This window comes from Streptomyces sp. NBC_00370 (assembly GCF_036084755.1).
Lineage (GTDB): Bacteria > Actinomycetota > Actinomycetes > Streptomycetales > Streptomycetaceae > Streptomyces.
Map to the genome: position 1 here is coordinate 3,046,175 of NZ_CP107968.1, position 26,529 is coordinate 3,072,703.

The 26,529-nt window shown below is 70.3% G+C and carries 27 protein-coding genes and 1 tRNA gene; 20 read left to right on the forward strand and 8 right to left on the reverse strand.

The window, feature by feature from the left end:
* The first annotated feature begins 86 nt into the window (after window positions 1-86).
* From OHS57_RS13395 to glmS, 7 genes are all read left to right on the forward strand, one after another.
* The gene (locus tag OHS57_RS13395) at window positions 87-977 is read left to right on the forward strand and encodes an aldo/keto reductase (RefSeq protein ID WP_328582055.1); all 891 of its coding nucleotides are present in this window, start codon (window positions 87-89) and stop codon (window positions 975-977) included.
* A 103-nt stretch (window positions 978-1,080) separates the two neighbouring features.
* Complete coding sequence (locus OHS57_RS13400) at window positions 1,081-1,857, forward strand: hypothetical protein (protein WP_328582056.1); 777 nt, start codon at window positions 1,081-1,083, stop codon at window positions 1,855-1,857.
* A 22-nt stretch (window positions 1,858-1,879) separates the two neighbouring features.
* The gene (locus OHS57_RS13405; protein ID WP_328582057.1) at window positions 1,880-3,046 is read left to right on the forward strand and encodes an epoxide hydrolase family protein; all 1,167 of its coding nucleotides are present in this window, start codon (window positions 1,880-1,882) and stop codon (window positions 3,044-3,046) included.
* Window positions 3,047-3,152: 106 nt separating this feature from the next.
* Window positions 3,153-4,190, forward strand: a complete 1,038-nt coding sequence (locus tag OHS57_RS13410; RefSeq protein WP_328582058.1) for an ABC transporter substrate-binding protein — start codon at window positions 3,153-3,155, stop codon at window positions 4,188-4,190.
* Between the two features lie 48 nt (window positions 4,191-4,238).
* Window positions 4,239-5,126 (forward strand): DUF4429 domain-containing protein, encoded by an 888-nt coding sequence (locus OHS57_RS13415; protein ID WP_328582059.1) that lies wholly within the window; start codon window positions 4,239-4,241, stop codon window positions 5,124-5,126.
* Between the two features lie 88 nt (window positions 5,127-5,214).
* Entirely contained in the window at window positions 5,215-5,490 is a 276-nt protein-coding gene (locus tag OHS57_RS13420; RefSeq protein ID WP_041989428.1) for a hypothetical protein, read from the forward strand.
* Between the two features lie 113 nt (window positions 5,491-5,603).
* A complete protein-coding gene (glmS, locus tag OHS57_RS13425) occupies window positions 5,604-7,433 on the forward strand; it encodes a glutamine--fructose-6-phosphate transaminase (isomerizing) (protein ID WP_041989426.1) in 1,830 nt (609 codons plus the stop codon).
* A gap of 263 nt (window positions 7,434-7,696) precedes the next feature.
* Here the strand turns inward: glmS and OHS57_RS13430 are convergent, their stop codons facing one another.
* On the reverse strand, window positions 7,697-8,275 hold the full coding sequence (locus tag OHS57_RS13430; RefSeq protein WP_041989423.1) for an acetate uptake transporter: 579 nt from the start codon (window positions 8,273-8,275) through the stop codon (window positions 7,697-7,699).
* A gap of 183 nt (window positions 8,276-8,458) precedes the next feature.
* Entirely contained in the window at window positions 8,459-8,980 is a 522-nt protein-coding gene (locus OHS57_RS13435; RefSeq protein WP_041989420.1) for a universal stress protein, read from the reverse strand.
* Window positions 8,981-9,408: 428 nt separating this feature from the next.
* On the opposite strand from OHS57_RS13435, the gene OHS57_RS13440 reads away from it, so the two are divergent.
* From OHS57_RS13440 to OHS57_RS13455, 4 genes are all read left to right on the forward strand, one after another.
* On the forward strand, window positions 9,409-9,870 hold the full coding sequence (locus tag OHS57_RS13440; RefSeq protein WP_328582060.1) for a hypothetical protein: 462 nt from the start codon (window positions 9,409-9,411) through the stop codon (window positions 9,868-9,870).
* Between the two features lie 387 nt (window positions 9,871-10,257).
* The gene (locus tag OHS57_RS13445) at window positions 10,258-11,478 is read left to right on the forward strand and encodes a GlxA family transcriptional regulator (protein WP_328582061.1); all 1,221 of its coding nucleotides are present in this window, start codon (window positions 10,258-10,260) and stop codon (window positions 11,476-11,478) included.
* 10 nt (window positions 11,479-11,488) lie between these two features.
* Window positions 11,489-12,091, forward strand: coding sequence for an oligoribonuclease (orn, locus tag OHS57_RS13450; RefSeq protein WP_328582062.1), 603 nt, complete (start codon window positions 11,489-11,491; stop codon window positions 12,089-12,091).
* A 140-nt stretch (window positions 12,092-12,231) separates the two neighbouring features.
* A tRNA-His gene (locus OHS57_RS13455) sits at window positions 12,232-12,304 on the forward strand.
* A 144-nt stretch (window positions 12,305-12,448) separates the two neighbouring features.
* On the opposite strand, the gene OHS57_RS13460 is transcribed toward OHS57_RS13455, so the two are convergent.
* The 3 genes from OHS57_RS13460 to OHS57_RS13470 are packed head-to-tail and all read right to left on the reverse strand — an operon-like array spanning window position 12,449 to window position 14,087.
* Window positions 12,449-13,303, reverse strand: a complete 855-nt coding sequence (locus tag OHS57_RS13460) for a helix-turn-helix domain-containing protein (protein WP_328582063.1) — start codon at window positions 13,301-13,303, stop codon at window positions 12,449-12,451.
* 24 nt (window positions 13,304-13,327) lie between these two features.
* Window positions 13,328-13,855, reverse strand: coding sequence for a DUF6879 family protein (locus OHS57_RS13465; protein WP_328582064.1), 528 nt, complete (start codon window positions 13,853-13,855; stop codon window positions 13,328-13,330).
* On the reverse strand, window positions 13,827-14,087 hold the full coding sequence (locus tag OHS57_RS13470) for a hypothetical protein (protein ID WP_328582065.1): 261 nt from the start codon (window positions 14,085-14,087) through the stop codon (window positions 13,827-13,829). The genes OHS57_RS13465 and OHS57_RS13470 overlap by 29 nt, the downstream gene beginning before the upstream one ends.
* A 160-nt stretch (window positions 14,088-14,247) precedes the next feature.
* Between OHS57_RS13470 and OHS57_RS13475 the strand changes: the two genes are divergently transcribed.
* From OHS57_RS13475 to OHS57_RS13515, 9 genes are all read left to right on the forward strand, one after another.
* On the forward strand, window positions 14,248-14,592 hold the full coding sequence (locus OHS57_RS13475) for a hypothetical protein (protein ID WP_328582066.1): 345 nt from the start codon (window positions 14,248-14,250) through the stop codon (window positions 14,590-14,592).
* Window positions 14,589-14,837: a hypothetical protein gene (locus tag OHS57_RS13480; protein WP_328582067.1), complete on the forward strand. Its 249-nt coding sequence runs from the start codon at window positions 14,589-14,591 to the stop codon at window positions 14,835-14,837. The genes OHS57_RS13475 and OHS57_RS13480 overlap by 4 nt, the downstream gene beginning before the upstream one ends.
* The gene (locus OHS57_RS13485; RefSeq protein WP_328582068.1) at window positions 14,834-15,358 is read left to right on the forward strand and encodes an ATP-binding protein; all 525 of its coding nucleotides are present in this window, start codon (window positions 14,834-14,836) and stop codon (window positions 15,356-15,358) included. Before OHS57_RS13480 ends, OHS57_RS13485 begins: the two co-directional genes overlap by 4 nt.
* Window positions 15,342-15,857, forward strand: coding sequence for a DUF6879 family protein (locus OHS57_RS13490; protein ID WP_328585058.1), 516 nt, complete (start codon window positions 15,342-15,344; stop codon window positions 15,855-15,857). Before OHS57_RS13485 ends, OHS57_RS13490 begins: the two co-directional genes overlap by 17 nt.
* 194 nt (window positions 15,858-16,051) lie before the next feature.
* Window positions 16,052-17,320, forward strand: a complete 1,269-nt coding sequence (locus tag OHS57_RS13495) for an amidase (RefSeq protein WP_328582069.1) — start codon at window positions 16,052-16,054, stop codon at window positions 17,318-17,320.
* Between the two features lie 306 nt (window positions 17,321-17,626).
* Window positions 17,627-18,958 carry an ABC transporter substrate-binding protein gene (locus tag OHS57_RS13500; protein ID WP_041996235.1) on the forward strand — a complete coding sequence of 444 codons (1,332 nt, stop codon included), beginning with the start codon at window positions 17,627-17,629 and terminating at the stop codon, window positions 18,956-18,958.
* 186 nt (window positions 18,959-19,144) lie between these two features.
* Entirely contained in the window at window positions 19,145-20,137 is a 993-nt protein-coding gene (locus OHS57_RS13505; RefSeq protein WP_041989397.1) for a carbohydrate ABC transporter permease, read from the forward strand.
* A gap of 25 nt (window positions 20,138-20,162) precedes the next feature.
* On the forward strand, window positions 20,163-21,083 hold the full coding sequence (locus OHS57_RS13510) for a carbohydrate ABC transporter permease (protein WP_041989395.1): 921 nt from the start codon (window positions 20,163-20,165) through the stop codon (window positions 21,081-21,083).
* Window positions 21,084-21,179: 96 nt separating this feature from the next.
* On the forward strand, window positions 21,180-22,637 hold the full coding sequence (locus tag OHS57_RS13515; protein ID WP_041989392.1) for a GH1 family beta-glucosidase: 1,458 nt from the start codon (window positions 21,180-21,182) through the stop codon (window positions 22,635-22,637).
* Window positions 22,638-22,743: 106 nt separating this feature from the next.
* On the opposite strand, the gene OHS57_RS13520 is transcribed toward OHS57_RS13515, so the two are convergent.
* The 3 genes from OHS57_RS13520 to OHS57_RS13530 all read right to left on the reverse strand — a co-directional run bounded on the left by OHS57_RS13520 (window position 22,744) and on the right by OHS57_RS13530 (window position 26,527).
* Window positions 22,744-24,255, reverse strand: a complete 1,512-nt coding sequence (locus OHS57_RS13520; RefSeq protein WP_328582070.1) for a glycoside hydrolase family 18 protein — start codon at window positions 24,253-24,255, stop codon at window positions 22,744-22,746.
* 142 nt (window positions 24,256-24,397) lie between these two features.
* Window positions 24,398-25,801, reverse strand: coding sequence for a sensor histidine kinase (locus tag OHS57_RS13525; protein ID WP_328582071.1), 1,404 nt, complete (start codon window positions 25,799-25,801; stop codon window positions 24,398-24,400).
* Window positions 25,802-25,837: 36 nt separating this feature from the next.
* Entirely contained in the window at window positions 25,838-26,527 is a 690-nt protein-coding gene (locus OHS57_RS13530; protein WP_041996232.1) for a response regulator transcription factor, read from the reverse strand.
* Window positions 26,528-26,529 lie beyond the last annotated feature (2 nt).

The following is a 26,529-nucleotide window of genomic DNA, read 5'->3' on the forward strand; positions in this document are numbered from 1 at the left end:
TCCACACCGCCGGGGAGGCTTTTTCGCGTGCTCCGACGCGCACTCCCCACTCCCACGACAAGCCCTGGACAAGGACGTGCCACTCCATGACCACAGAGACGAACGCGGCCGCGGCGGCGGGTACCTGGACCCTCGGCGATCTGACGGTCAACCGCATCGGCTTCGGCGCGATGCGGCTGGCCGGCGGTGTCGCCTTCAGCGACGGGCCATCGGCCGACCGGGAGCGGTCGATCGGTGTGCTGCGGCGCGCCGTCGAGCTGGGCGTGAACCACATCGACACGGCGTCGTTCTACTTCTCACCGCTGCGGTCGGCCAACGAGCTGATCGACACCGCGCTGGCGCCCTACCCGGACGATCTGGTCATCGCCACCAAGGTCTGGCCGGGCCGCCATCCCTCCGGCGAGTGGTGGTGGGCCTCCCCCGACCAGCTGCGCGGACAGGTCGAGGAGAATCTGCGCCAACTGGGCCGTGACCACCTGGACCTGGTGAACCTGCGCGTCCCGCGTGGCCGGCCGACCGGCCCGGTCGCCGAGCACTTCGGCGCGCTGGCCGCCCTGCGCGACGCGGGGCTCATCCGCCACCTGGGCATCTCCAACGTCACACCCGGCCAGCTGGCCGAGGCGCAGTCCGTCGCGCCGGTGGTCTGCGTACAGAACCCGTACGGCGTGGGGTCGCCGGCCGAGGAGACGCGGTTCGTCCGGGCCTGCGGCGAACAGGGCGTCGCGTACGTGCCGTTCTTCGCGATCGCCGGAAGCGGACAGGAGGCGGGAAACGTCACGGCCGAACCCGACGCGGTCCACACCGTCGCACGCGCCCACGGCGCGACACCGGCCCAGGTCCGGCTGGCGTGGACGCTGCACCAGGGCCCGCACGTACTGGCCATCCCGGGGACCGGGAACCCCGGCCACCTGGCCGAGAACATAGCGGCGGGCGCGCTGCGCCTCTCGGACGAGGAAGCGGCGCGGCTGCTCTCCTGAAAGGCCTGCGGCGACCCTCGCGCCCCCTCCCCCGGTGTCCGGTGCGACCTGGGTGTATGCCTGTCCCTGACCGAGGTAAGCGCGGGCGGAGGGGGACCAGGAGATGGCGAACGGGCGGGCGCGGGCGCACGGCTCGGGCAGAGCGCCGGGCAGGACCGGTGCGGGACGGCGGTCGCCGGGCCGGGTGCGGTTCACGGGCGTGCTGCTGATCCTGCTGGCCCTGATATCGGCGGCGCTCTGCTTTTACGCGTTCACCGCGTGGCTGCCCGCCGACCGGGACCGGTACCAGGACTACCGGGCGGCCGGACCGTGTCCCGCCCACCCGGCGGAGCAGGTGGCGGCAGACTGCCTGAGCACCTGGCACTTCACCGTCGTGAACACGGTCGTCAAGACCGGGAAGGGCGGCCACCTGTACGCGAACCTGAAGGACGAGGGCTCCTGGCGGGGCCGGGTGAACTTCGGCGACCCGGGACCGCTCCTCGACCGGCTGAAGCCGGACGACCGGGTCACCGCGACCGTCTGGCGCCGCGACATCGTGGTGCTCGGCAAGGACGGGGTCCGCCAGGACAGCTCCGACGCGCCCCGCGACGAACTCCAGATGAACGCCGCCCTCGGTCTGTTCGGCGCGTTCGTCGCCGCGCAGGCGTTCGTGTTCGGCGCGGTACGCCTCGTCCGGCCGCGCCGCCACGGGCCCTTCACCTGGAACCCGTACGGCAGGCGGCTGCTCGTCACGAGCGCCGCCGTCTGCTTCGGGGTGGGGCTCCCGGCCGTGTGGACCGGCATCCCCTGGTGGACCGTGCCCACCCTCACGATCCCCCTCGTACTGGTCATGGCGGTGGTGCTGTACCGGCACCAGCCGCACCGGACCGCAGCCCTGTGAGAACGACATCCCGGAGACCCCTATGACCTCCCAGCCGCCCCTGCTCGCCGTCCCCGACGCCGAGCTGGCCGATCTGCGCGCACGGCTGCGCAACACCCGCTGGCCGACCCCCTGGCCCACGACCGCGGCCGGCACCGAGCCCGCACCAGGCACCGGCTGGGAGGCCGGCACCGACGCGGGCGAGCTGCGCCGGCTCGTCGCCTATTGGGCCTCCGACTACGACTGGCGTGCGCAAGAGGCCGCCGTCAACGCGCTGCCGTCCCGGTTCGCCGACATCGACGGAACGCCCGTCCACTACCTGCGCTTCGACGGCGAGCATCCCGGCGCCCTGCCGATCGTCCTGACCAACGGGTGGCCCAGCTCCTTCCTCGAACTGACCGCGCTCGCCCGCCGGCTGGCCACGCCTTCGCGGTACGGGGGCGAAGCGGCCGACGCGTTCACCGTCGTCGTCCCCTCGCTGCCCGGGTACGCCTTCTCGCCGCAGCGGCCCTCGCTCACCGACCCGGCGCCGCAGACGCACGAGCTCTGGCACCGGCTCATGCGCGACGAACTCGGCTTCGAGCGCTACGCGGCGCACGGCGGCGACCTGGGCGCCGGCATCACCTCCCGGCTCGGCGAGGCACATCCCGAGGCCGTGGTGGGCATCCATCTGATGGCGGTCGCCGCACCGGTCTCGTACGACCCCGCCGGCGTCACCCCCGAGGAGCGGGCGTACCTCGACTCCGTCGCCGCGTGGTCCGCCGAGGAGGGCGGGTACCAGCACGAGCAGAGCACCCGCCCGCTGACGCTCAGCTACGGTCTGGCCGACTCGCCGACCGGGCTGCTCGCCTGGATCGTCGAGAAGTACCGGGCGTGGAGCGACTGCGGCGGCGACCTGTCGTCCCGGTTCAGCGACGACTTCCTGCTCACGCAGGCGTCGCTCTACTGGTTCACCGGCACCGTCTCGACCTCGTTCCGGCCGTACTACGAGTACGCGCAGGGGCTGACGCGCCGGGTCGAGCGGGTCGACGTGCCCACGGCCGTCGCGCTGTTCCCTGCCGATCTCACGCAGCCGCCCCGCAGTTGGGCCGAGCGCACCTACCACGTGACGAGGTACACCCGCATGCCCCGGGGCGGGCACTTCGCCGCCCACGAGGAGCCCGGACTCCTCGCGCACGACCTCACCGAGTTCTTCCGCGGCCTGCGGTAACGGCAGCCCTGAGGTAACGGGAGCCCTCCATACCGGAGGGTAAGCAAGGGTAGGCTAACCTTCCTCGGACTGCCCGAACCGCCCCACCGTACGGAAGCGAACCACCATGCCCAGCACCCGCACCATCCCCCTCACCCGCCGTGGCCTGCTCGCCGCCGGAGGCGCCGTCGGGCTCGGCGCCACGCTGGCCGCCTGCGGGGGCGGAAAGGGCGGCAAGGAAGACGGCGGCGCGAAGGGCGCGGACGGCGACACGGCGGGCCCGTGGGCGTTCACCGACGACCGCGGGCAGCGGGTGAAGGCCGACAGCACGCCCAAGCGCGTCGTCGCCTTCACCGGGACCGCCGCGGCCCTGCTCGACTTCGGCATCGAGGCCGTCGGCGTCTTCGGCCCCACGACCACGAAGGGCGGCAAGCCCGACCCGCAGGCCGGTGATCTCGACGTCGGCAAGGTGACGGTCCTCGGCAACGTCTTCGGCGAGTTCAACGTCGAGAAGTACGCGGCGCTCAGCCCCGATCTGCTCGTCACCGAGATGTGGGTCAAGGACGCGCTCTGGTACGTGCCGGACCAGTCCAAGGACAAGATCGCCAAGCTCGCCCCGACCGCCGCCCTGTGGGCCGCGCAGACCACGATCCCGAAGGCGATCCAGCGCCACGCCGACATCGCCGGCTCCCTCGGCGCCGACCTCACGGCGGCCAAGGTCGTCGACGCCAAGGCCCGCTTCGAACAGGCCGCCGGCCGGCTGCGCGAAGCCGCCAAGTCGAACCCGGGCATCAAGGTGCTGATCGGTTCGGCCAGTCAGGACCTCTTCTACGTCTCGCTGGCGAAAATGGCCGCCGACACCCTCTACTTCCAGCAGCTCGGCGTGGAGTTCATCACGCCCAAGGTCGACTCGCAGGGCTTCTTCGAGGATCTGAGCTGGGAGAACGCGGGCAAGTACGCGGCCGACATCATCATGATGGACAACCGCTCGTCGGCGTTGCAGCCGTCGTCGCTGACCTCCAAGCCGACCTGGCTCCAACTGCCGGCCGTCAAGGCAGGACAGGTCGTACCGCGCGTGGCCGAGCCGATCTTCTCCTACGACAAGTGCGCGCCGATCCTGGACGATCTGGCGAAGGCGGTCCGGACGGCCAAAAAGGTCTCGTAGAAAAGACCGTTCCGCGGGCCCCCGGGAATCCGATGGAAGAATTACCGCATGGCGGAAATCATCCAGAAGGACGGCACCTGGGCCTTCGACGGGGACACGGTCCGCATCGTGCCCGGTCATGACAAGGGGGTGGGTCTGCTCCGCAGCACGCTCGGCGAAGTCGCCGTGCCGCTGGAGGCGTTGGCCGGCATCGCCTTCGAGTCCGGCCGCCGCTCGGGGCGGCTGCGGCTGCGCCTGCGGGACGGCGCCGATCCGCTGCTCCAGGTGACGGGCGGCAAGCTGGACGACGCGTCCGACCCGTACCGGCTGACGGTGGAGAGCGACCGCTCCGGCGTCGCCGAGTACATCGTGGACGAGGTGCGTACGGCCCTGCTGCTCGACGGGGTGGAGTCGGGCCCCGTCGACCGCTATCTGCTGCCGGGGCCCGCCCTGCCGCTGACCGTGGGCGCGGGCGACGCGACCGTCACGTTCGACGGCGAGCGGGTCCGGCTCGAATGGAACTGGAAGACCGAGGACTCCAAGTCGTCGGGCGGCCCGCGGACCATCGAGATCGGCGATCTCGACAGTGTGGAGTGGCTGCCGAGCGCGGGCCTCGACAACGGCTATCTGCGCTTCCGGGTCGCCGGGGCGGCGCCGTCCGCCACCCCGCCGAAGCACGACCCGTACGCGGCGGAGCTGTGGGGCTTCAAGAAGGACCCGCTGATGGCGCTCGTCGGCGCCGCGGTGGTGGCCAGGCTGCCCCACCCGCGCGCCGCACGCCCGCCGGCCGCCCTCGACAGCGGCGAGCAGCCGGTGGACACGGTGAAGGAGCCGTCCGCCGGCGACCACGACGCGCTGCTGCGGCGGTTGCGGGAACTGGGCGAGCTGCACCAGGCCGGGATACTCACGGCCGACGAGTTCACCACCGCGAAACAGGCCCTTCTCAGACATCTGTAGGAGCGGGCGAGCGTAGATTCCCTCCCCCTCCTGCCCGAAATCGGGCAGGATTCTTGCAAACGGCCTGACCGACCCGCAATATCAACGGGTGCTCGAACGACGCCCGTCGCATGACGACCTCATCGACCATCTGGTCGGCAGCACCGCGCTACGGCGCGGCGAAGCCGCCCGGGTGGTCCTCGACGTGCTGGCGTACTTCGACGAGACGGCCGAGGAGTTCGTACGGCGCAGACACCGGGAGCTCCAGTCCGGCGGCGCCACCAACGCGGACATCTTCGAGCGGATAGCGGCCGAGCTGCCGCATCGCGCCGTGGCGCCGCCGGAGCTCTCGCTCCGGCAGCTGCGGCGCATCGTCTACGGCTGAGCCGGAACCGAAGCCGGAGCCAGAACCGGTTCTGGAGCCGGAACCCGGTGACCCGGTCAGGGCGGGTCACCACCTGGAGCACGCACCCGTAAATCAGGAGGGGCAAGAACCGTATGTGCGGAATCGTGGGATACATCGGCAGGCGGGACGTGGCTCCGCTGCTGCTCGAAGGGCTGCAGCGGCTGGAGTACCGGGGGTACGACTCCGCCGGCATCGTCATCACGGGAAAGCCGGCCGCGGGCAAGGCGGCGGCCCTCAAGATGGTCAAGGCCAAGGGCCGGGTCCGCGAGCTGGAGGCCCGTGTACCCAAGCGGTTCGCCGGCACCACCGGTATCGCGCACACCCGCTGGGCCACCCACGGCACCCCCAGCGACGCGAACGCGCATCCGCATCTGGACGCCGAGTCGAAGGTCGCCGTCGTGCACAACGGCATCATCGACAACGCGTCCGAGCTGCGGGTGAAGCTTGAGGCCGACGGGGTGGTGTTCCTCTCCGAGACCGACACCGAGGTGCTCGTCCACCTCGTCGCCCGCTCGCAGGCGCCGACCCTGGAGGAGAAGGTCCGCCAGGCGCTCCAGCTGATCGAGGGCACGTACGGGATCGCCGTGCTGCACGCCGACTTCCCCGACCGGATCGTCGTCGCCCGCAACGGCTCGCCCGTAGTGCTCGGCATCGGCGAGAAGGAGATGTTCGTCGCTTCGGACGTCGCCGCGCTCGTCTCCCACACCCGCCAGGTCGTCACCCTCGACGACGGCGAGATGGCCACCCTCAAGGCCGACGACTTCCGTACGTACACGACGGAGGGCTCGACCACGTCGGCGACGCCGACCACCGTGGAGTGGGAGGCCGAGTCGTACGACATGGGCGGCCACGACACGTACATGCACAAGGAGATCTCGGAGCAGGCCGAGGCCGTCGACCGGGTGCTGCGCGGCCGGATCGACGACCGCTTCTCCACCGTGCACCTCGGCGGTCTCAACCTGGACGCCCGCGCGGCGCGCGGGGTGCGCCGGATCAAGATCCTCGGCTGCGGGACCTCGTACCACGCGGGCATGATCGGCGCCCAGCTGATCGAGGAGGTGGCGCGCATCCCCGCCGACGCGGAGCCGGCGTCCGAATTCCGCTACCGCAACCCCGTGGTGGACCCCGACACGCTGTACGTGGCCGTTTCGCAGTCCGGTGAGACGTACGACGTGCTGGCGGCCGTGCAGGAGCTGAAGCGCAAGGGCGCGCGGGTGCTGGGTGTGGTCAACGTCGTCGGTTCGGCGATCGCCAGGGAGACGGACGGCGGTGTGTACGTGCACGCCGGGCCCGAGGTCTGCGTGGTGTCCACGAAGTGCTTCACCAACACCGTGGTCGCCTTCGCGCTGCTCGCGCTGCATCTGGGCCGGATCAGGGACCTGTCGGTCGCCGACGGCAAGCGGATCATCGACGGGCTGCGCCGACTGCCCGCGCAGATCGACGAGATCATGGCGACCGAGGACGACATCAAGGCGCTCGCGGGTGAATACGCGCAGGCCAAGTCGATGATGTTCATCGGCAGGGTGCGCGGCTATCCGGTGGCGCGTGAGGCGTCGCTGAAGCTCAAGGAGGTCTCCTACATCCACGCGGAGGCGTACCCGGCGTCGGAGCTGAAGCACGGTCCGCTGGCGCTGATCGAGCCGGCGATGCCGACGGTGGCGATCGTGCCGGACGACGATCTGCTGGAGAAGAACCGCGCGGCGATGGAGGAGATCAAGGCCCGCAGCGGGCGGATCCTGGCGGTGGCGCACCAGCCGCAGCCGAAGGCGGACCACACCATTCTGGTGCCGAAGAACGAGACGGAGCTGGACCCGATCCTGCTGGGCATTCCGCTCCAACTGCTGGCGTACCACACGGCGCTGGCGCTGGGCCGGGACATCGACAAGCCCCGCAACCTGGCGAAGTCCGTGACGGTCGAGTAGCCGCCCCCTTCCGACCCGCCCCGCACGGCCTGCCCCGCACGGGACGGCCGGCCCCGCACGGGCCGATCTGGCCCCGCACGGGCGAGAGCGCCCCCGGCACGGCATCCGCCGTACCGGGGGCGCTCTCTCGGACGGGGCCGGCGCTTGCCCGAACGCCGGCCCGCGGCTGCCTGGCCGTACGGGGTTCACGGGGTCACCCCGGAACGGCCCAGTGCCCCTCCCGGCAAGCTCTGCCTGTCGCGCGAGCATTGCCGGGCACGGCACTAGCCGGTGGCCGTCACTCCCCGGCCGGCAGCACGGTGGCGCGGCAGGGCGGTCGGCCAGTGGGCGAGCGCCGCCGTCGCCACGTACCAGGAGGCGACGCCCGCCACGGCGGCGACCCAGCCGCCCACCTTGGTGAGACCGCCGCTGTCCGCGAACTGGGCGATGCCGAGCAGCAGCAGCCCCACGAAGAGCAGGCCGTACGTGCCCTGGAGGAGCGGTCCGTAGCCGGAGGCGCCGATGGTGAGGCTGAGGGCGAGGAGCGCCCACAGGATCAGGAAGAGTCCGGCCGTCTCGGAGGTGACGGCATCGCCCGCTCCGGTCCCCCAGGTGAACCAGAAGGCGCCGAGGCCGGCGAAGGCCGTGCCGGTGAACGCGTTGCCGGCGCGGAATTCGAGGAGGCCCGCGACGAAGAGGGCGACTCCGCCCACGTACAGGGCGAGCGAGACGGCGCTCGCCGCCGTGACGCCGTCGATGACGCCGGTGTGGCCCACGCCGAAGGCGAGCAGGGTGAGTCCGAGGGCGAGATGGCCGAGAACCGAAGTGGATGTGTTGCTTCCCGCAGAGACGTCGTTGTCCACGGCGGGCTCCCTTCTGAGGTGCTGTTCTGCTGTGTCCCAGCGACTCTTTATCTACCCTTCACAAGGACACAATCCACCTCTGCGCGTGAGCAAATTCACGCTGGGCGCAAGGAAGTTGACGCTGCGTCGTCACTGATGTGACGCCTGATCAGGAAGTGGTCAGGAGTTACGGATTGTCCGCCGTTACGGGACGACGACGACCGGACGCTGCGCGCGGCGCGCGAGCCGGCCGGCCACGGAGCCGAAGATCCGTCCGACGATGCCGTGCGTGGAGCCGACGACGATCGCGTCGGCGGAGTACTCCTGGCCGACCTCTTCGAGTTCGTGGCAGATGTCGCCGCCGCGCTCCACGAGGATCCAGGGGACGTCGCTCAGATAGTCCGCACAGGCCAGTTCGAGGCCGAGCACTTCCGTGCGGTGGTCCGGGACGTCGACGAAGACGGGAGGTTCGCAGCCGGCCCATACGGTGGTCGGCAGCCGGTTCGCCACATGGACGATGATCAGGCCCGAGGCGAGCCTGGTGGCCATGCCGATGGCGTAGGACAGGGCCCTCTCGCTGGAGGTGGAGCCGTCGAAGCCGACCACCACTCCGTGCCGGAAGGCCGGGTCGCAGGATGCGCGCGTCTGTTCCGCCGCTCGCAGGTCCGACAGTGGGTCGGCTACCTGCTTGCGGTCAGCGGGTTCGGGGATTTCGTGACCGGCCATTGGCGTCTCGGCGAAAGAGATCCTCTTGAGAAGGAGCAACAATTGGCGTGGCAGCGTAACGGTCTGAGCCGTGTCCGGGAATCATCTTCCCAAGCCCATACCCCCAAGGGTACGGCGGCACTCCTCTCCTGCCCAGTGCTGGCCGCCCCACACGCGGCGTTCCAGGGAGCATGCACGAGCCCGCCCAGGATCGCAATGCCCGGTGGCGTCTACAGCCGTTGACGCCCGGGGGCCGAGGCCGGGGACGGTCCGGATGCCGGTGCCGGCACGGTCCGGATACCGGCACCGGTACGGTGCGGACGCCGGTCCCGGTACGGTGCGCGAGCCGTTCCGGTACGGTGCGGCGGCCAGCCGGAGCAATGCGCAGTGACCGTACGGCGCCGCCCGTCGTTGCCCATCGGCCACGTCGCCGCCTACAAGGAGCTCCCGTGCCCGCGCCTTCGACAGCCTCGTACCCCGCCCAGACCGGCACGCCCCCTGTCACGCCCCGTCCGCGCCGTACACACCCGCCGGTTCAGGACAGCGGCGCCGAAGCCGCGCCGCGTACGGCCGGGAACGCGGCCGTACCGGCCGTTCCAGCCGTTCCGGCCGACGCGGCGGGCGAGGTGATCCGCTGGGCCGTGTTCAGCTGTCTGCTGGTACCCGTGGTGCTCGTGGTGTACGGAACGTCGGTCGGCGGCGCGGCCGTCGCGGCCCTCGGTCTCGCCGCCGTCACGACCGGATGCCGGCTGTTGCTGCGCCAGTCCGAGCGGGCCGCCGCCCAGGTGCGCGCCGCCGAGGCCGAGTCGGCGGCCGCGGCGGCCTTGACGGCCGCCGGGGACGGGCGAACGGAAGCACGGGGGGCGCACTGGGGCTCACGCGCGCGGGAGGAAAGTGCGCCGGGTCATTGAAGCCGCCGTTCGCCCACACCCGGCTCTTTTCGGCCAACTTCACCTGCGTGCCGAACCCTTGGCGAAATGGCCTGTCAACCCCCTTGTCACCAGGGAAGAAAGGACCGCTACGGTCTCCCGCACCCTACGGGGATGGGCCATGCGCGTGAGGCGTACTTCCCTGCACGGCTTGTGAGTGGAACGCTTCGTGATCGAATGCTTCGCGCCAAGTTGCCTTGTCGACATAACGCCGGATGAAGAACTCTGTCACGCCGGCACCACGGAACACAGTAGATTCGATCATGAGCATCGAAGGCTGGGGACCCGTGCAAAACCGAGGGGAATCGTGCAGGAGCGAGAGGCCCGACAAGAACGGGGAGACGCGAACACCGAGGGGGGCTTAGCGCCATGAGCCAGGACTCCACTGCCGCACCGGAGTCAGTACGGAAGCTTTCCGGGCGTCGCCGCCGGGAAGTCGTCGCCGTGCTGCTCTTCAGTGGTGGGCCCATCTTCGAGAGCTCGATCCCGCTCTCCGTGTTCGGCATCGACCGCCAGGACGCCGGCGTTCCCCGCTACCGCCTGCTCGTCTGTGCCGGCGAGGAGGGACCGCTGCGGACCACGGGCGGTCTCGAACTCACCGCGCCGTACGGACTGGAGGCGATCAGCAGGGCCGGCACGGTGGTGGTGCCCGCCTGGCGGTCGATCACCTCGCCGCCGCCGCTGGAGGCGCTGGACGCGCTGCGCAGAGCGCATGAGGAGGGGGCCAGGATCGTCGGGCTGTGCACCGGCGCCTTCGTGCTCGCCGCAGCGGGGCTGCTGGACGGCCGCCCGGCGACCACGCACTGGATGTACGCGCCGACGCTCGCCAAACGCTACCCGTCGGTCCATGTGGACCCGCGGGAGCTGTTCGTCGACGACGGGGACGTACTCACTTCGGCCGGCACAGCGGCCGGAATCGACCTGTGCCTGCACATAGTCCGGACGGACCACGGCGCCGAGGCGGCGGGCGCGCTCGCCCGCAGGCTGGTGGTCCCGCCCCGGCGCAGCGGCGGTCAGGAGCGCTATCTCGACAGGTCTTTACCAGAGGAGATCGGCTCCGACCCGCTCGCCGAGGTCGTCGCCTGGGCGCTGGAGCATCTGCACGAGCAGTTCGACGTGGAGACGCTCGCCGCCCGCGCGTACATGAGCCGCAGGACGTTCGACCGCCGGTTCCGCTCGCTGACCGGCAGCGCGCCGCTGCAGTGGCTGATCACCCAGCGGGTGCTCCAGGCGCAGCGGCTGCTGGAGACCTCCGACTACTCCGTCGACGAGGTCGCGGGCCGCTGCGGCTTCCGCTCGCCGGTGGCGCTGCGCGGTCACTTCCGGCGTCAGCTGGGCTCGTCCCCGGCCGCCTACCGCTCGGCCTACCGGGCGCGCCGCCCGCAGGGCGATCCCGCGGCGCAGGGGGTCATGGAGCCGGTCGTACCGGCGCAGGCGTCCACGCAGTCCCGGCGGACGGCGGCGGCGGCCAGCGCCTCGGGTCCGGTGGCGGCCACCTCGGCCGTCGCGGAGTCCGACAAACCCGGTTCCGACACGTACGCGACAGGTCTGGGCCGACCGAGTCTGCCAGGTCAGCGCAGCGCACCGTAGGGTAAGGCGCATGAACGATCGAATGGTGTGGATCGACTGCGAGATGACCGGGCTCTCGCTGGCGCAGGACGCACTCATCGAGGTGGCGGCCCTGGTCACCGACTCGGAGCTGAACGTGCTCGGGGACGGGGTGGACATCGTCATCCGCCCGCCGGACGCCGCGCTGGAGACGATGCCCGAGGTGGTGCGCAAGATGCACACCACCTCGGGCCTCCTCGACGAGCTGGCGGCGGGTACGACGCTGGCCGCCGCCGAGGAGGAGGTCCTGGCGTACGTGCGCGAGCACGTGAAGGAGCCGGGCAAGGCGCCGCTGTGCGGCAACTCGGTCTCCACCGACCGCGGCTTCCTCGCCCGCGACATGCAGTCGCTGGAGGGCTACCTCCACTACCGCATCGTGGACGTCTCCTCGGTCAAGGAGCTGGCCCGCCGCTGGTACCCCCGGGCGTACTTCAACAGCCCGGACAAGAACGGCAACCACCGCGCCCTGGCCGACATCCGCGAGTCCATCGCCGAGCTGCGCTACTACCGCGAGGCGGTCTTCGTACCGCAGCCGGGCCCGGACTCCGACACGGCGAAGCAGATCGCGGCGAAGTACGTCCTGCCCGCCGAGTAGACCGCCCCGGCCCACCCCCTCGGAGCCGCCCCCGCAGGCCACCGAGGGCCGCGCCTGACCCGCATCAATCCGGGCGCGAGCACCCTCGGGGACCCTGTACACTTTTTCTCGGCCGGTAGGGCAGCACGAAGCCGGTCGTGGTGGGTATAGCTCAGCTGGTAGAGCACCTGGTTGTGGTCCAGGATGTCGCGGGTTCGAGTCCCGTTACTCACCCTGATTGATCGAGGGCTGACCTGTGGAAACGGGTCAGCCCTTCGTCATACGCACGCCGGCCGCTGCCCACGATCGCCGTCCCCGCCGGGGCGGCCTGCACTGGACCTCCTGGGCCGAGCAGAGGGCGCCTGCGTGCGCCCAAGATCAGGCCAGCGCGTCAATGGCCTTCACGATCAGCGCCCGCGCGCCGGCCCCGTACACGGCCATGCTCCGCAGCTCCTCGAACGCCTTCAGATACAGGGCGATCTCCGAGGGCTGGGTGACGCGCACCGTCGCTGAGATGAGTTCAACCGAGACAAGGGCGTCGTCGTACATGTGGAAGGTCTCTCGCGGCCAGTGCGCGCGCCCAGGGCTGCCCGTCGGGACGATGCCGAGGGATACGGCAGGCAGTTCGCCCACGGTCAGCAGGTAGCCCAGCTGGGCCGCCATGGCGTCCGCCTCAGCCACCTGGTAGCGCAGCGCGGACTCCTCGATGAGGAGAACGAACCGGTGTCCGGCTTCGTGGATGATCCGCGAGCGTTCGACCCGTGCCTGCGCGGCCTCGGCACTGTCGTCAACCGGCAGGGACCTGAATGCCGCTGCGCCGGCGAGGACGGCGGCGGCGTATCCCTCGGTCTGGAGCAACCCCGGGATCAGCGTCGAGGAGTACACCCGGAACAGACTCGTGTCGTGGAAGAACTGCACGAGGCTGGTCTGCAAGGCCCGGAGCCCGCTGCGCATCTGGTCGCGCCATTCGCGGTACATGGACTCGGCGTTCAAGGACTGCGCGACGAGGTCCTCGGCCTGGCCGTCCTGCTCGCATGCCGTGCACCAGAGCCGTATGTCCGTCGCTGACGGCGCTGTCCGGGCGTTCTCGATGCGGCTGGTCTTCGAGTGCTGCCATCCGCATCGGCGGGCGAGGTCGACGACGGTGAGCCCCGCCGCCTTCCGCATGTCACGTAGCCGGTGAGCGACTGTTTCGCGTGCTGCTTGTGCGGAGGACGACGGGGACGCGGGCATGAAGTGGCCTGTCGGTGCGTGTGCTTACTGGGGCTTGTACTCGTCGTGCGGGATGCCACGCTCCCAGACCGTTTCGAACGCGGCGGAGCAGAGTTTCACCACGTCGCCGCGGTGCTCAACCTCCGGGCCTGCCGAAGCGCCTTCACCTGTGAAGTGATTGAACAGGACGACGTCGTCATCGAACAGCCAGAAGTCGTTTCCTGGCAGCGGGATGTCGGATGCCCGGCGCCGGGGCAGCCACCGCACCAGTTCGCCGGCGGCAACGTTCGTGAACGTCCCGTCGTACAGGAAGCGGGTGTAGTCGCTGACCGGCTCCGACACGATCCGTGCGCGGCGTATGACGATGCCTCGCGCCACGGCTTCCTCGACGAGCGACAGCCACGGCCGCCACCAGGACGCCCGGTCAGCCGGGTCGTGGCGGAAGCCGCCGCGCCATTGGGCGAAGGGACCGCTCTCGTAGTCGACGCCGTAGGTGTCCCGCATCTCCAGGTGGACGGCGGAGCGGGTGCAGTTGGCGATCAGCTCATCGAACGTCTGCCGACTCGACGGCATCACACGCCTCCCTGATCATCTGCGCCATGCGAGCGGGCATACGGACCACGGCTTCGCCCGCAGGGATGCCTTTGCCGTGTCCGGGCAACTCGAACGCAGCGCATTCATCTGACAGTTGTTCGCCCGGCTCCCATCCCTGAAAGACGAGTTCTCTGTTCCCCTCGTCGACCCACACCGTGGGGCTCTCGTTGTCCCCGGTGTTCGGGTCGATCCCGATGAACCTTAGTGTCATGATCCACCTCTTCCAACGTCATGTGCAGTCTGTGCACCACCGTCCTCCGCACCCTAACGAGCGGTCAAGGCCGCCTCCGGACAACCCCGTTCGGGCTCGTTGCATAGACATTTCTGCACATCGCTGGCGTCCGCGATCGGCGTCTTCCTACGGTCACGCCATGGACGCAGCCGAGCACTACGCATCGGACGCCGCCGAGTCCACCACTCCGCAGGCGGATGCCACTGACCAATCCGGATCCCCTGGCACGCGGGTCGTCGTGGACGATCAGGGCCGGGGCGGCCGTGTGGTCTTCGAGGCCGACGGCGCGCTGTACCTGCGGCTGTCGCGGGTCCCTGCCATGTGGACGGTGATGGCGAACACGGTCCGCGCCGCCACGGAGTCCGAGACGGCCGAAGCCGCCCGCGTACGGTTCCGCCGCCTGATGCCGTACTCCGCACCCCCGCTGGAGAGCCTCGGCCCGGTCCGCCATGCCGACGGGTCGCCCTTGCGGGAGGCGCTGTGAGCGAGGAATGGCAGTACCAGGACAGCCCACGGGGAGCACAAGGCCACCTCCAACGCGTGTCCGACTCGGTGGTCGCCCCTGATCTCTGGGCCTCATACGCGGAACTCCTGGACCACGTCGACGGGGACCTGGACGACCTCGGCGACCACACCAAGGGCTGCACCAAGTGCCGGCTGTCCCACGACGGTTCCATGTGCCACACCGGGCACCAACTGTGGCTCAAGGCGAGGAAGACCCGATCATGACCGAGACCACCACCATCCGGGTCCCCCTTGTCGAAGACTCGCCCCCACTCGTCGTCAAGCGCTGGCCAAGACATCCCCGCTCGGTACACAAGGCGCGGCATCTACTGCGCCGGCATGTGGACGCGTGGGGCATGAGCCGCCTCGCCGACTCCGCCGAGCTGGTCCTCTCCGAGCTGGCAACCAACGCCGTACGGCACGCCCACATCCCCGGACGTCTCATCGAGACGCGCTACGAACGCCTCACCAACGGGGTACGGATCGAAGTGCACGACGCCGGGGACACCAAACCGGAACGCCGCGAACCGTCCGCCGACGACGACTCCGGACGCGGCCTGACACTGGTGGACGCACTCACCGACGGGCAATGGGGGGTGAGCGCCCGCACGGGAGTCGGCAAGCTCGTCTGGGCGGTCTGCACGGACGCGGGCGAGCCGCACCCCGGCCATGAGACCGTCGAGGGCCAAAAGCGGATGACGCCCTTCTCTCCCGAGGTGACCCGTGCCGATCCCGACACTCGCTGACCGCCTGCGTGCCTGTCACCGCTCCGCGCTTCACCTGGAAATGCGGGACGGCTACATGCGGTCCGACCCACGCTTCATCGCCTGGCAGAGCGGTGTACGGGCCGATCCGGCGCACGAGGATCCGCAGGCGCGGCCATGGCTGGACCTGGTCCGGGAGACGGCGGGCCGTGGGGTGGATGTGCGTCGCGCGCGGATCGTGTCCGAGCCGGTCTCCGACTACATCCGGTTCGAGCATCACCTCACCGCGGGCAACATCGCGGCGGGTGAACAGGTGCGCTGGCTGCCGCGCAGACGCGCCTCAAAGCTTGCGCTCCCGGGAAACGATTTCTGGCTGTTCGACGGCCAACTGGTGGTGTTCCTGCACTTCGACGGCAATGGCGAACTACCACCGGACGACGAGGAAGTCAGCGTCGATCCGGCAGCGGTCGAACTGTGTGCGTCCGCTTTCGAGGCGGTCTGGGATCGTGCCGTACCGCACGCCGACTACCGCCTCGCCTGACAGGTCCGCGCCGTCGAACGACGACATCCCGGATTTTCGCACGGGTCGGCAAGGGGCGGCGGTCTGATGCCATTGCGCGCAACGATGTGCTGGATTACACGACCTGACACTCCGGCATTCGCCTTCACTCACCATGAAGGGCGAAGGACCGATCCGTGGAAGCGGATCGGCCCTTTGTCATAGGCTGATCTTTCATGGACACCGCCGATCTCATCGAGCAGCTGGATCCGGCCGTCGACGCCTTCGTTCCCGAACTCGGGCGGCGGGCGCGGCTGCGGAGGGAGGCCGGCGAGGTCGAGGCGCGGTGGCCGAGTGGTGTTGGGCGGCCCGCTTTGTTCGGAGTTGCCGTTGGGGTCAAGGATGTCGTGCGGGTCGACGGGCTGCCCACGCGGGCCGGGTCCGCGGTGCCCGCGCGGGTGCTGGACGGGGCGCAGGCGGCGGTGGTGGACCGGTTGCGGGCGGCGGGGGCCGTGGTGGCGGGGAAGACCGTGACGGCGGAGTTCGCCGTGCTCGCGCCGGGGCCCACCCGTAACCCGTACGACCCCGCGCACACGCCCGGTGGTTCGAGCAGCGGCTCCGCCGCCGCCGTCGCGGCCGGGATGGTGCCGCTCGCGATCGGTACGCAGACGGTCGGGTCGATGATCCGGCCCGCCGCGTACTGCGGGATCGTCGGGTTCAAGCCGACGTACGGGCGGATCCCGGTGGCCGGGGTGATCGCCAACGCGCCCAGTCTGGACACCGTCGGGATCTTCGCCCGTGAGGTGGCCGGACTCTTGCCGGCGGCCGGGGTGCTGTGCGACGGATGGCGGCCGGATACGGGCGGCGGGGGTGCGGGCGCTACGCGTCGTGCCGTACTGGGCGTACCGACGGGACCGTACCTGGAGCGGGCCGAGCCGGTGGCGCTCGCCGCTTTCGAGGCGCAGACGCGGGTGCTGCGCGACGCCGGGTTCACGGTGCGCGAGGTGCCGGTGATGGCGGACTTCGCCGCGACCGAGCGGCAGTTGTTCGTGCTCAACCGCTACGAGACCGCGCGGGTGCACGCCGACTGGTTCGTCCGGTACGAGGAGCTGTACCGGCCCGAGACCGCGGCGGCGATCCGCGAGGGGCAGGCGGTCGACGACGCCGCTCACGCGCGTGCCCTGCGCGAGCGGGACGGCTTCCGGGCGCGGACACTCGCCGCCATGGACGACGCCGGGATCGATCTGTGGATCACCCCGGCGGCGACGGGGCCCGCCCCGCTCGGGCTCGGTTCCACCGGCAGTTCGATCATGTGCCTGCCCTGGAGCAACGCGGGGATGCCGTCGCTGACCGTGCCCGCCGGGCACGCGCCGAACGGGCTGCCGCTCGGGTTGCAGTGCGTCGCCCGCCCGGCCGCCGACGAGCAACTGCTGGGCTGGGCAACGCTGGTGGAGTCCGCGCTGCGCGGCGCGCTGCCGACCGCGCCACCCGCCGTACATCGCTGACGCGAGGCCGTCCCCGGCGACCGCTCCGTTCGACTTGTGAACGAGGGCCGGGAGAACGCCGGGAGAGCGCTATCCCAACGCGGGCTCCGAAGCAGGGCCGCGTGATGCTCAGGACACGTTCGGGAAACATAACCGCCTTCGACTCTTGACACCCGCCCCTCCGAGGAAGCAACCTTCCGGCAGCGCGATTTGGGAGCGCTCCCACAGCCGTAGCGTATGCCGGATTTCCTCATCGGCCCGGCGTGGTGCGCACCGGCCCCGCCCGGAACGTCCGTCCCACCTGGAACAAGGAGCAAGCGAATGCGCATGCGCATCACCCGTACCACCGGCGGGCACAGCCGCAGAGCGGCGGCCGTCGCCACCACGGTGCTGACGGCATCGGCCCTGCTGCTGACCGGCTGTAGCAGCGACTCGGACAGCTCCGACTCGGCCAAGGGGTCGGACGCGAGCGGGCCGATCACGCTGACCGTCGCCGACTTCGGTCAGTTCGGCTACAAGGAGGCGGGGCTGTTCGCCAAGTACCACCAGCTCCACCCGGACATCACCGTCAAGGAAGACGTCACGGCCGACGAGAAGGTCTACTACCCCAAGCTGCTCCAGGAGTTGAATTCCGGCAGCGGTCTCGCCGATGTCCAGGGCATCGAGGTCGGCCGGATCAAGGAGGTCGTGGACACCAAGGGTGACCAGTTCGCCGACCTCAGCAAGGTCATCAACGTCGACGACTGGGTCTCCTGGAAGGAGAAGCAGGCGACGACGTCCGACGGCGCCGTGATCGGTGCCGGTACCGACATCGGTCCGATGTCGCTCTGCTACCGCCCCGACCTGTTCAAGAAGGCGGGCTTGCCGACCGACCGCGAGGCCGTGGCGCAGAAGATCGCCGGCGGCTGGGAGGACTACCTCAAGCTCGGCGAGCAGTACAAGGCGAAGGCCCCCGCCGGCACGTACTTCATGGACTCGGCGAGCGCCATGTACAACGCCGTGGTCAGCTCGAACACCGAGCAGTACTACGACAAGGACGGCAAGCCGATCTACAAGGACAGCCCCAGCGTCAAGCAGGGCTGGAGCCTGGCCGGCGAGGCCGCCGCGAAGAAGCTGACCCAGGGACTCGCGCAGTTCAGCGACCCGTGGGTGGCGGCGCTGCGCAAGGGCTCGGTCGCCACCGTGGCCTGCCCCGCCTGGATGGCGGGCCAGATCTCCACCAACTCGGGCAACGCCTACAAGGGCAAGTGGGACATCACCCGCGCGCCCGGCTCGACCGCTGCCAACTGGGGCGGTTCGTTCCTGTCCGTGCCGAAGGGCGGCAAGCACGTGAAGGAGGCCGGCGAGCTGGTCAAGTGGCTGACGGCGCCCGAGCAGCAGGCCGCCGTGTTCAAGGCCATCGGGGTGTTCCCGTCCAACAAGGGCGCGTACGACCTGCCCGAGGTGCAGAACGCCAAGCTTCCGTACTTCAACGACGCGCCGATCGGCAAGATCTACGCCGACGAGGCCAAGGCCATCCCGGAGGCCGTGCTCGGCCAGAAGGACGGCGTGATCAAGGACACCATCTCCACCCAGATCAACAACATGGAGCAGCGCGGCACCAGCCCGGACGACGCCTGGGACGCGGCCACGAAGACGATCGACAAGGCCATCGGCTGACCCTCGGCCCGCGCATCGGCTGACCCTCGGCCCCGCGCACCGGCTGACCATCAGCCTCCGCGCCGGCTGCCACTCAGCCCCCGCACCGGCTGACCGTTCGATCCTCGCCGGTGCGGGCGGCCCCCCGCCGCCCGCACCGGTCCCGCCGTACCGCCCACCCCCCGCCCCAGGGAAGGACTCCCACCCGTGGCAACCACGATCCCGGCCCGGGACGCCGCCACCCCGCCGCCCGGCCCCCCGAAGCCCGTGTCCACCGAACGCCTGGCGTGGCGCAGCCGGCTGTGGCGGTTCGACGACAAGGCCTCGCCGTACGCGTACATCGCCCCGTTCTTCCTCGTCTTCGCCGCCTTCGGGCTCTTCCCGCTGATCTACACCGGCTGGATCGCCCTGCACCGGGTGGAGATGACCGGTCTCGACCAGATGGAGTGGGTCGGCTGGGAGAACTTCGGCAAGATCCTGCACGACTCCGAGTTCTGGACGGCCGTCTCCAACACCTTCCTGATCGGGGTCATTTCGACCGTCCCGCAGCTCCTCGTCGCGCTCGGTCTGGCGCATCTGCTCAACTACAAGCTGCGGGCCAGCACGTTCTTCCGGACGCTGATCCTCACCCCGTACGCCACCTCGGTGGCATCCGCGGCGCTCGTCTTCGCCCTGGTCTTCCGGGCCGACGGCGGTCTGCTGAACTGGCTGCTGCATTTCATCGGCCTCGGGCACACCAACTGGACCAACGGCCACTGGACTTCGAAGATCGCCATCTCGGTCATCGTGATCTGGCGCTGGACGGGCTACAACACACTGATCTATCTGGCGGCCATGCAGGCGGTGCCGACCGATCTCTACGAGGCGGCCTCCCTCGACGGCGCCTCGCGCTGGCAGCAGTTCCGCAAGGTGACGATCCCCTCGCTGCGACCGACGATCCTCTTCACCATCGTCATCTCGACCATCGGCTCCATGCAGTTGTTCGGTGAGCCCCTGCTGCTCGAAGGCGGCACGCTCGGCCAGACCGGCGGCAACGAGAACCAGTACGAGACGCTGAGCATTTACCTCTACAACTACGGCTGGAATCTGGGACATCTCGGTCCGGCCGCAGCGGTGGCCTGGGCGATGCTCGCCCTGCTGCTGATCATCGCGGCGATCAACTGGCTCTTCAGCCGCTTCGTGCGCAAGTCCGCGGCCTGACCCGCCCGACCGGGAGCGATACCCCATGACCCTGACCAGCCCCACCACCGCACGGCAACTCGCCCCGCCGGCACGGGCCGACACCGCGGCCGCGCGCCGTCCCGGCCGGTTCAAGCCCGGCGCGGGACGGCAGTTGCACGGCGGCCCCTTCGCCTACATCGCGCTGATAGTCGTCGGCATCGGCTCGATCCTGCCGCTGTACTGGACGCTGGTGGCCGCGTCCCACACGCAGGACGAAGTCCTCGCCACCACACCGCCGTTCCTGCCCGGCTCGCACCTCTTCCACAACCTGGACGCCGCCTGGACCCAGGCGCACCTCGGCAAGGCCATCGTCAACAGCGTGATCGTGTCGGGCTGCATCACGGCGGCGACACTGTTCTTCTGCACCCTCGCCGGTTACGCGTTCGCCAAGATGCGTTTCCGGGGCCGGGGTTGGCTGATGACGTCCGTCATCGCGACGCTGACGATCCCGCCGCAGCTCAGTGTCGTCCCGCTCTTCATGCTGATGTCGAAGATCGGCTGGGGCGGTGATCTGGAGTCGGTGATCTTCCCGACCCTGGTGAGCGCCTTCGGTGTGTTCTTCATGCGGCAGTACCTGATCGAGGCGCTGCCGTACGAGCTGATCGAGGCGGCGAAGGTGGACGGCGCGAACAACTTCCGGATCGTGCGCAGCATCGTCCTGCCGGTGGCCCGGCCCGCGATGATGGTGCTCGGAATGCTTACGTTCGTGCAGGCGTGGAATGACTTCTTCTGGCCCTATCTCGCACTCAACCAGCAGAATCCGACGCTCCAGGTGGCCCTCGGCCAGCTGAGCGCCTCGTACACCCCCGACCAGTCCATCGTCATGGCGGGCGCCCTGATCAGCACTCTTCCGCTGCTCCTGGTGTTCGTGCTCTTCGGCAAGCAGATCGTCGGAGGCATCATGTCGGGCGCGGTCAAGGGATGACGTCCTGTCGTCCCTGATCGTCCGAGGGGCCCGGAAACCCGGGCCCCTTACGCTTACGCCCTGCCCCTGTACGCCCACCTTGGGAGCGCTCTCACAATGACCGCCGTACGAACCGAGACCACCCTGCAAGCAGCGGCCGCCGCGACGGACTTCCCGACGGGCTTCGTCTGGGGAGCGGCCACCGCCGCCTATCAGGTCGAGGGCGCCGCCGCCGAGGACGGCCGCACGCCTTCGATCTGGGACACCTTCAGCCGTACGCCCGGCAAGGTACGCAACGGCGACACCGGCGACATCGCGGCCGACCACTACCACCGGTTCCGCGACGACGTCCGGCTGATGAAGGAGCTGGGCCTGAAGGCCTACCGCTTCTCCATCTCCTGGTCGCGGGTGCAGCCGACCGGCCGCGGCCCCGCCGTCGAACGCGGCCTGGACTTCTACCGCAGCCTCGTCGACGAGCTGCTCGAAGCGGGCATCGCGCCCGTCGCCACCCTCTACCACTGGGACCTGCCGCAGGAGTTGGAGAGCGCGGGCGGCTGGCCGGCCCGGCAGACCGCCGAGCGGTTCGCCGACTACGCGTCGATCATGGCGGGCGCCCTCGGCGACCGCGTCGGCATGTGGACCACGCTCAACGAGCCGTGGTGCTCCGCGTTCCTGGGGTACGGCTCCGGCGTGCACGCGCCGGGCCGCACCGAGCCCGCGGCGGCGCTGCGCGCTGCCCACCACCTCAACCTCGCGCACGGCAGGGCGATGGAGGCGCTGCGCGCCCAGCTCCCCTCGACTGCGCAGACCTCGATCACCCTCAACCTGCACCAGGTCAGGGCGCTGACCGACAGCGAGGCCGACGCGGACGCCGTCCGCCGGATCGACGCCGTCGGCAACCGCGTCTTCACCGGGCCCATCCTCGGCGGCGCCTACCCCGAGGACCTGATCGCCGACACCTCGCGGTACGTCGACTGGTCGGAGCTGGTGCACGACGGCGACCTGGCCGCCATCTCCCGCCCCATCGACGTCCTGGGCGTCAACTACTACACGCCGACGGTGGTCTCCAACCCCGGTACGGGCGTGGGCGATTCACGCGACGACGGGCACGGCAACAGCCAGCACTCGCCGTGGCCGGGCTCCGAGCACGTCGCCTTCCACCTCACCGAGGGCAAGCGGACGGCGATGAACTGGGCGATCGACCCCAGCGGTCTGCACGACCTGCTGCTGCGCCTCACCCACGACCACCCCGGGCTGCCGCTGATGGTCACCGAGAACGGCGCGGCGTTCGACGACTACGTCTCGCCCGAGGGCCGCGTCGAGGACCCCGAGCGGATCGCGTATCTGCACGGCCATCTCGCCGCCGTACAGCGGGCGGTGGCCGCCGGCGCCGATGTCCGCGGTTACTTCCTCTGGTCGCTGATGGACAACTTCGAGTGGGGTTACGGCTATTCGAAGCGCTTCGGCGCCGTCTACGTCGACTACGCGTCGCAGCGCCGTATCCCCAAGGCGAGCGCGCACTGGTACGCGGACGTGATCCGTGGCAACGCGCTGCCGCAGGCGCCGCAGGAATGACGAGGCGCGCCCCGGCCGGGTGGGGGGTGGGGATCCGGCCGGGACGCGCGTGGGGGGTTGGCCGACCTGTGGTCGGCCTGGGGTGATGGCTACATGGGGCGATCGGCTACTTGTAGGCGCCGAACGCCTTGGTGAAGGCCAGCGGCTGCTGGTCGATCGAGCTGCACGAGGCGTCCGCGCTGTTCTTCGGCCCGCCCGGGCAGGCCTTGTCGCGGGTGCCCGACCACATCGCCAGCCAGCCGATGCCCTTGGACTTCGCGAAGTCGACGAGCTGCGTCGCGTCGTCGACCTTGAAGACCTCGGTGCTGACGTCGTTGACGCCGATCATCGGTGTGACGGCGACGGCCTGCCAGGCCGCGGCGTCCGAGAGGCCCAGCACGCCCTTGATCTGGGCCTGGGTCGCGGTCGCCGCCTGGATGGCGTAGCCGCCCATGTCACCGCTGTACGAGGCTCCGTAGTCCATCGCCATGATGTTGACCTGGCCGACCTTCACGCCGTTCTGCTTGGCGTTGCCGATCAGGTCCACGCCGGGCTGGGTCAGCCCCTCGGGCATCACCGGCAGGGTGAAGGAGACGTCGAGGCCGGGGTGGGCCTTCTGGAGCTGCGCGATGGCCTGGGCGCGGCGGGTGTTGGCCGCCGTGTCCGGCAGGGCCGCGCCCTCGATGTCGAAGTCGACCTTGGTGAGCTTGTAGGCGTCGACGGCCTTGCCGTAGGCGGCGGCCAGGTCGGCGGCCGAGGAGCAGGCGCCGGCCAGTTCGGTGCCCGAGGCACCGCCGAAGGAGACCCGTACGTCACCGCCGTCGGCGCGCAGGCCGCCGATCTGCGCGGCGACCGCGTCGCTCGCGAGGTCGCTGACGCCGCCCCACTTCGGGACGCAGCCGCCGCCCGACGTGATGAAGGCGAGGGTGAACTGCTTGACGCCGGTCTTGGCCGCCGTGTCCGCGAGGTTGTAGGCGGGGTAGAGCGAGGTGTCGACGTACGGTGCGAAGCCGGCGCTCGCCGCCGTGCCGCTGCCGGACGTGGGGGGCTGCGACGTCGCGGGATCCGAGGGGACGTCGGTGGGGTCGGCGTCCTTCGTCGGCTCGGTGGTCGGCTCCTCGGTCGGCCCGGTGGTGGGCTCCGTGCCGGGCTGCTCCTCCGTGGGGCGGCCGCTGGGCTGGGGCGTCGCGCCGTCGTCGACCGAGCACTTGACGCCGTCGATGAGGCACGAGGCCGGGTCGGCCGCCGTGGTCGCGTTGCCCGCCGCCTCGGTGACGAAGCCGACGGTGGCTGAGGCGCCGGGCGCCAGGTCCTTGTTCCAGTCCTCGGGCTTGACGGTGACGTGCCGGCCGTCGACGCTCCGCACGCCGTTCCACAGCGAGCTGATGGTGGTACCGGCCGGCAGGTCGAATTCGAGGACCCAGCCGGACTTCGCCTTGCCCGTGTCGTTCGTGATGACGTACTGGCCGGTGTAACCGCCGGTCCAGGAGCTGGTCTTCGTGTAGGCGGCCCCGACCGCCGCCGCCTGCGCCGTGCCGGTGAGGGCGAAGGCCGCTCCGCCGCCGACGACGGCCGCGACCACCGCTCCGATCGCCTTGGTCCTGCGCTTCGCCAAGCGGCGGTGCGTACTGCTGCCCATCGCGTTCCTGCCTCAGTGTTGCGGTGTGTGGGGGGTGGTGGGCAGCACGCTAGCCCCAGCAGATCCGACAAAGTGCCCGTAATGGAAGGCCGTTGATGTTCTTAGGGTGCGCTTAAGGAACGCATGGGGGCTGATTAAAGGTTCAGACCTCTGCCGGAGTGCGACCTGACGCACCGCGTCCCCGCCTGCGCAACCGGTGACCCCGGGTGCGGTCGGGAGAGCGCCTGCCGTCAAGGCCGATCCAGATCCGCACCTCGGTGCCGCCCAGCACGGACCGTCCGATCCGCACGTCACCGCCGGTCGACTCGGCCACCCGGCGCACGATGTCCAGGCCGAGTCCGGTCGAGCCCTCGCCGCCGCCGCTGTTGCCGCGTACCAGCGCGGCGCCCGGGTCGGCGATACCGGGTCCCGCGTCCGAGATCAGCAGGATCACGGCGTCGTCGCCGTTGTGCACGTCCACGGAGAAGGCGGTGCCCTCCGGCGTGTGCCGGAAGACGTTGCCCAGCAGCGCGTCGAGCGCGGCGACCAACTCCGGGCGGCCCACCGGGATACGTACGGTCTTGTCGACGCCCGCCAGCCGCACCTTGCGGCCCTCGTCCTCGGCCAGCGCCGACCAGAAGTCCATCCGGTCGCGCACCACTTCGGAGACGTCGCAGCCGACGCCGAATCCGGCAGCCGCCGTCTGCGGCTTGGCGTCCCTGGCCGTACGGATGATGGTGTCGACCTCGCGCTCCAACTGCGCGACGGCCGCCCTGGTCTGGTCGGCGGCCGGACCGTCCCCGAGCGAGGCGGCGTTGAGGCGCAGCACGGTGAGCGGGGTGCGCAGCCGGTGCGAGAGGTCGGCTGCCAGCTCCCGTTCGTTGGCGAGGAGTTGGACGACCTGGTCGGCCATGGAGTTGAACGCGACGGCGGCGGAACGCAGTTCGGGCGGCCCCTCCTCGGGGACGCGCGCGCCGAGCTTCCCCTCCCCCAGCGCGTGCGCGGCGCCCGCGAGCCGCTGGGCGGGCTCGACCATCCGTACGCCGAGCCGGTCGGCCACGGCGACCGACCCGACGACGAGGGCGGCGCCGACCCCCGCGAGGACCAGCCAGGCGGTGGTGACCCCGTTGGAGACGTCCCTCTCCGGGACGTACACCTCGACGACGGCGATCACACCGCTGCCGAGCCCGGTCGGCTGGAGCAGCACGGACCCGCCGGGTACGTCGGTGATGGAGGCGCGGCCGAGCCGCTGCACGGTCCGTACGTCCTTCTCGGCCGCCCGGCGCGTACCCAGCTCCAGCGGCCGGCTGCCGGCCGCCCGGGAGGCGGGGATATGCACGGCCATCTTCCGGTCCGACCCGGCGGAGGTGGAGTAGACGGCCCGCTCCAGCTGTTCGCGGTCGTCGGTGATGGTGAGGGTCGGGGCGATGGTGGCGGCCTGCCGCTCGGCGTTGCTGAACGCCCGGTCCCTGGCGAGTTCCTTGACGACGAGTCCGAGCGGAACGGCGAAGGCGACGACGACCATCACGGTCACCGCCAGGGAGACCTTGACCAGGGCCCATCTCATCGCGGTGGCTCCCGTCTCATTGCGGTGGCTTCGGCTTCATTGCGGTGGCTCCAGTTTGACGCCGACGCCGCGCAGGGTGTGCAGGTAGCGGGGCCGCGCGGCGGTCTCGCCCAGTTTCCTGCGCAGCCAGGACAGATGGACGTCGATGGTCTGGTCGTCGCCGTACGCCTGCTGCCACACCTCGGCGAGGAGTTCCTTGCGGGCGACGACCACCCCCGGCCGGCCCGCCAGGAACGTCAGCAGGTCGAACTCCCGCCGGGTCAGGTCGAGCCGGGTCCCGTCCAGCTCCGCCTGGCGGCGCAGCGGGTCGATGGAGAGCCCGCCGACCTGGATGACGCGCGAGGGGGCGACCTCGTCAGGGGTGGCCCGTGAGCGGCGCAGCACGGCCGCCATCCGCGCCGACAGGTGCTCGACGGAGAACGGTTTGGTGAGGTAGTCGTCGGCGCCGTCGTTGAGCAGCCGGACGATCTCCGTCTCGTCGTCACGCGCCGTGGCGATGATCACCGGCACGTCCGTGATGCCCCGCAGCATCTTGAGCGCCTCCGACCCGTCGAGATCGGGCAGGCCGAGATCGAGGATCACCACGTCGAAGCGGAAATGGGCCACTTCGCGCAGCGCTTCCAGAGCCGTACCGACACTCCGTACGGTGTGCGCGGCCTCGGTCAAGTGCCTGATGAGGGCGGAGCGCACGAACTGGTCGTCCTCGACGACGAGCACACTTGCCATGG

What these genes read in the sequence shown, in the direction of transcription:
- OHS57_RS13495 (WP_328582069.1), top strand. Translation starts at nt 16,052, where the DNA reads ATGGACACCGCCGATCTCATCGAGCAGCTGGATCCGGCCGTCGACGCC.
- OHS57_RS13405 (WP_328582057.1), top strand. Translation starts at nt 1,880, where the DNA reads ATGACCTCCCAGCCGCCCCTGCTCGCCGTCCCCGACGCCGAGCTGGCC.
- orn (WP_328582062.1), top strand. Translation starts at nt 11,489, where the DNA reads ATGAACGATCGAATGGTGTGGATCGACTGCGAGATGACCGGGCTCTCG.
- OHS57_RS13400 (WP_328582056.1), top strand. Translation starts at nt 1,081, where the DNA reads ATGGCGAACGGGCGGGCGCGGGCGCACGGCTCGGGCAGAGCGCCGGGC.
- OHS57_RS13530 (WP_041996232.1), bottom strand. Translation starts at nt 26,527, where the DNA reads ATGGCAAGTGTGCTCGTCGTCGAGGACGACCAGTTCGTGCGCTCCGCC.
- OHS57_RS13500 (WP_041996235.1), top strand. Translation starts at nt 17,627, where the DNA reads ATGCGCATCACCCGTACCACCGGCGGGCACAGCCGCAGAGCGGCGGCC.
- OHS57_RS13485 (WP_328582068.1), top strand. Translation starts at nt 14,834, where the DNA reads ATGACCGAGACCACCACCATCCGGGTCCCCCTTGTCGAAGACTCGCCC.
- OHS57_RS13435 (WP_041989420.1), bottom strand. Translation starts at nt 8,980, where the DNA reads ATGGCCGGTCACGAAATCCCCGAACCCGCTGACCGCAAGCAGGTAGCC.
- OHS57_RS13470 (WP_328582065.1), bottom strand. Translation starts at nt 14,087, where the DNA reads ATGACACTAAGGTTCATCGGGATCGACCCGAACACCGGGGACAACGAG.
- OHS57_RS13395 (WP_328582055.1), top strand. Translation starts at nt 87, where the DNA reads ATGACCACAGAGACGAACGCGGCCGCGGCGGCGGGTACCTGGACCCTC.
- OHS57_RS13445 (WP_328582061.1), top strand. Translation starts at nt 10,258, where the DNA reads ATGAGCCAGGACTCCACTGCCGCACCGGAGTCAGTACGGAAGCTTTCC.
- OHS57_RS13465 (WP_328582064.1), bottom strand. Translation starts at nt 13,855, where the DNA reads ATGCCGTCGAGTCGGCAGACGTTCGATGAGCTGATCGCCAACTGCACC.
- OHS57_RS13410 (WP_328582058.1), top strand. Translation starts at nt 3,153, where the DNA reads ATGCCCAGCACCCGCACCATCCCCCTCACCCGCCGTGGCCTGCTCGCC.
- glmS (WP_041989426.1), top strand. Translation starts at nt 5,604, where the DNA reads ATGTGCGGAATCGTGGGATACATCGGCAGGCGGGACGTGGCTCCGCTG.
- OHS57_RS13525 (WP_328582071.1), bottom strand. Translation starts at nt 25,801, where the DNA reads ATGAGATGGGCCCTGGTCAAGGTCTCCCTGGCGGTGACCGTGATGGTC.
- OHS57_RS13475 (WP_328582066.1), top strand. Translation starts at nt 14,248, where the DNA reads ATGGACGCAGCCGAGCACTACGCATCGGACGCCGCCGAGTCCACCACT.
- OHS57_RS13415 (WP_328582059.1), top strand. Translation starts at nt 4,239, where the DNA reads ATGGCGGAAATCATCCAGAAGGACGGCACCTGGGCCTTCGACGGGGAC.
- OHS57_RS13510 (WP_041989395.1), top strand. Translation starts at nt 20,163, where the DNA reads ATGACCCTGACCAGCCCCACCACCGCACGGCAACTCGCCCCGCCGGCA.
- OHS57_RS13515 (WP_041989392.1), top strand. Translation starts at nt 21,180, where the DNA reads ATGACCGCCGTACGAACCGAGACCACCCTGCAAGCAGCGGCCGCCGCG.
- OHS57_RS13460 (WP_328582063.1), bottom strand. Translation starts at nt 13,303, where the DNA reads ATGCCCGCGTCCCCGTCGTCCTCCGCACAAGCAGCACGCGAAACAGTC.
- OHS57_RS13520 (WP_328582070.1), bottom strand. Translation starts at nt 24,255, where the DNA reads ATGGGCAGCAGTACGCACCGCCGCTTGGCGAAGCGCAGGACCAAGGCG.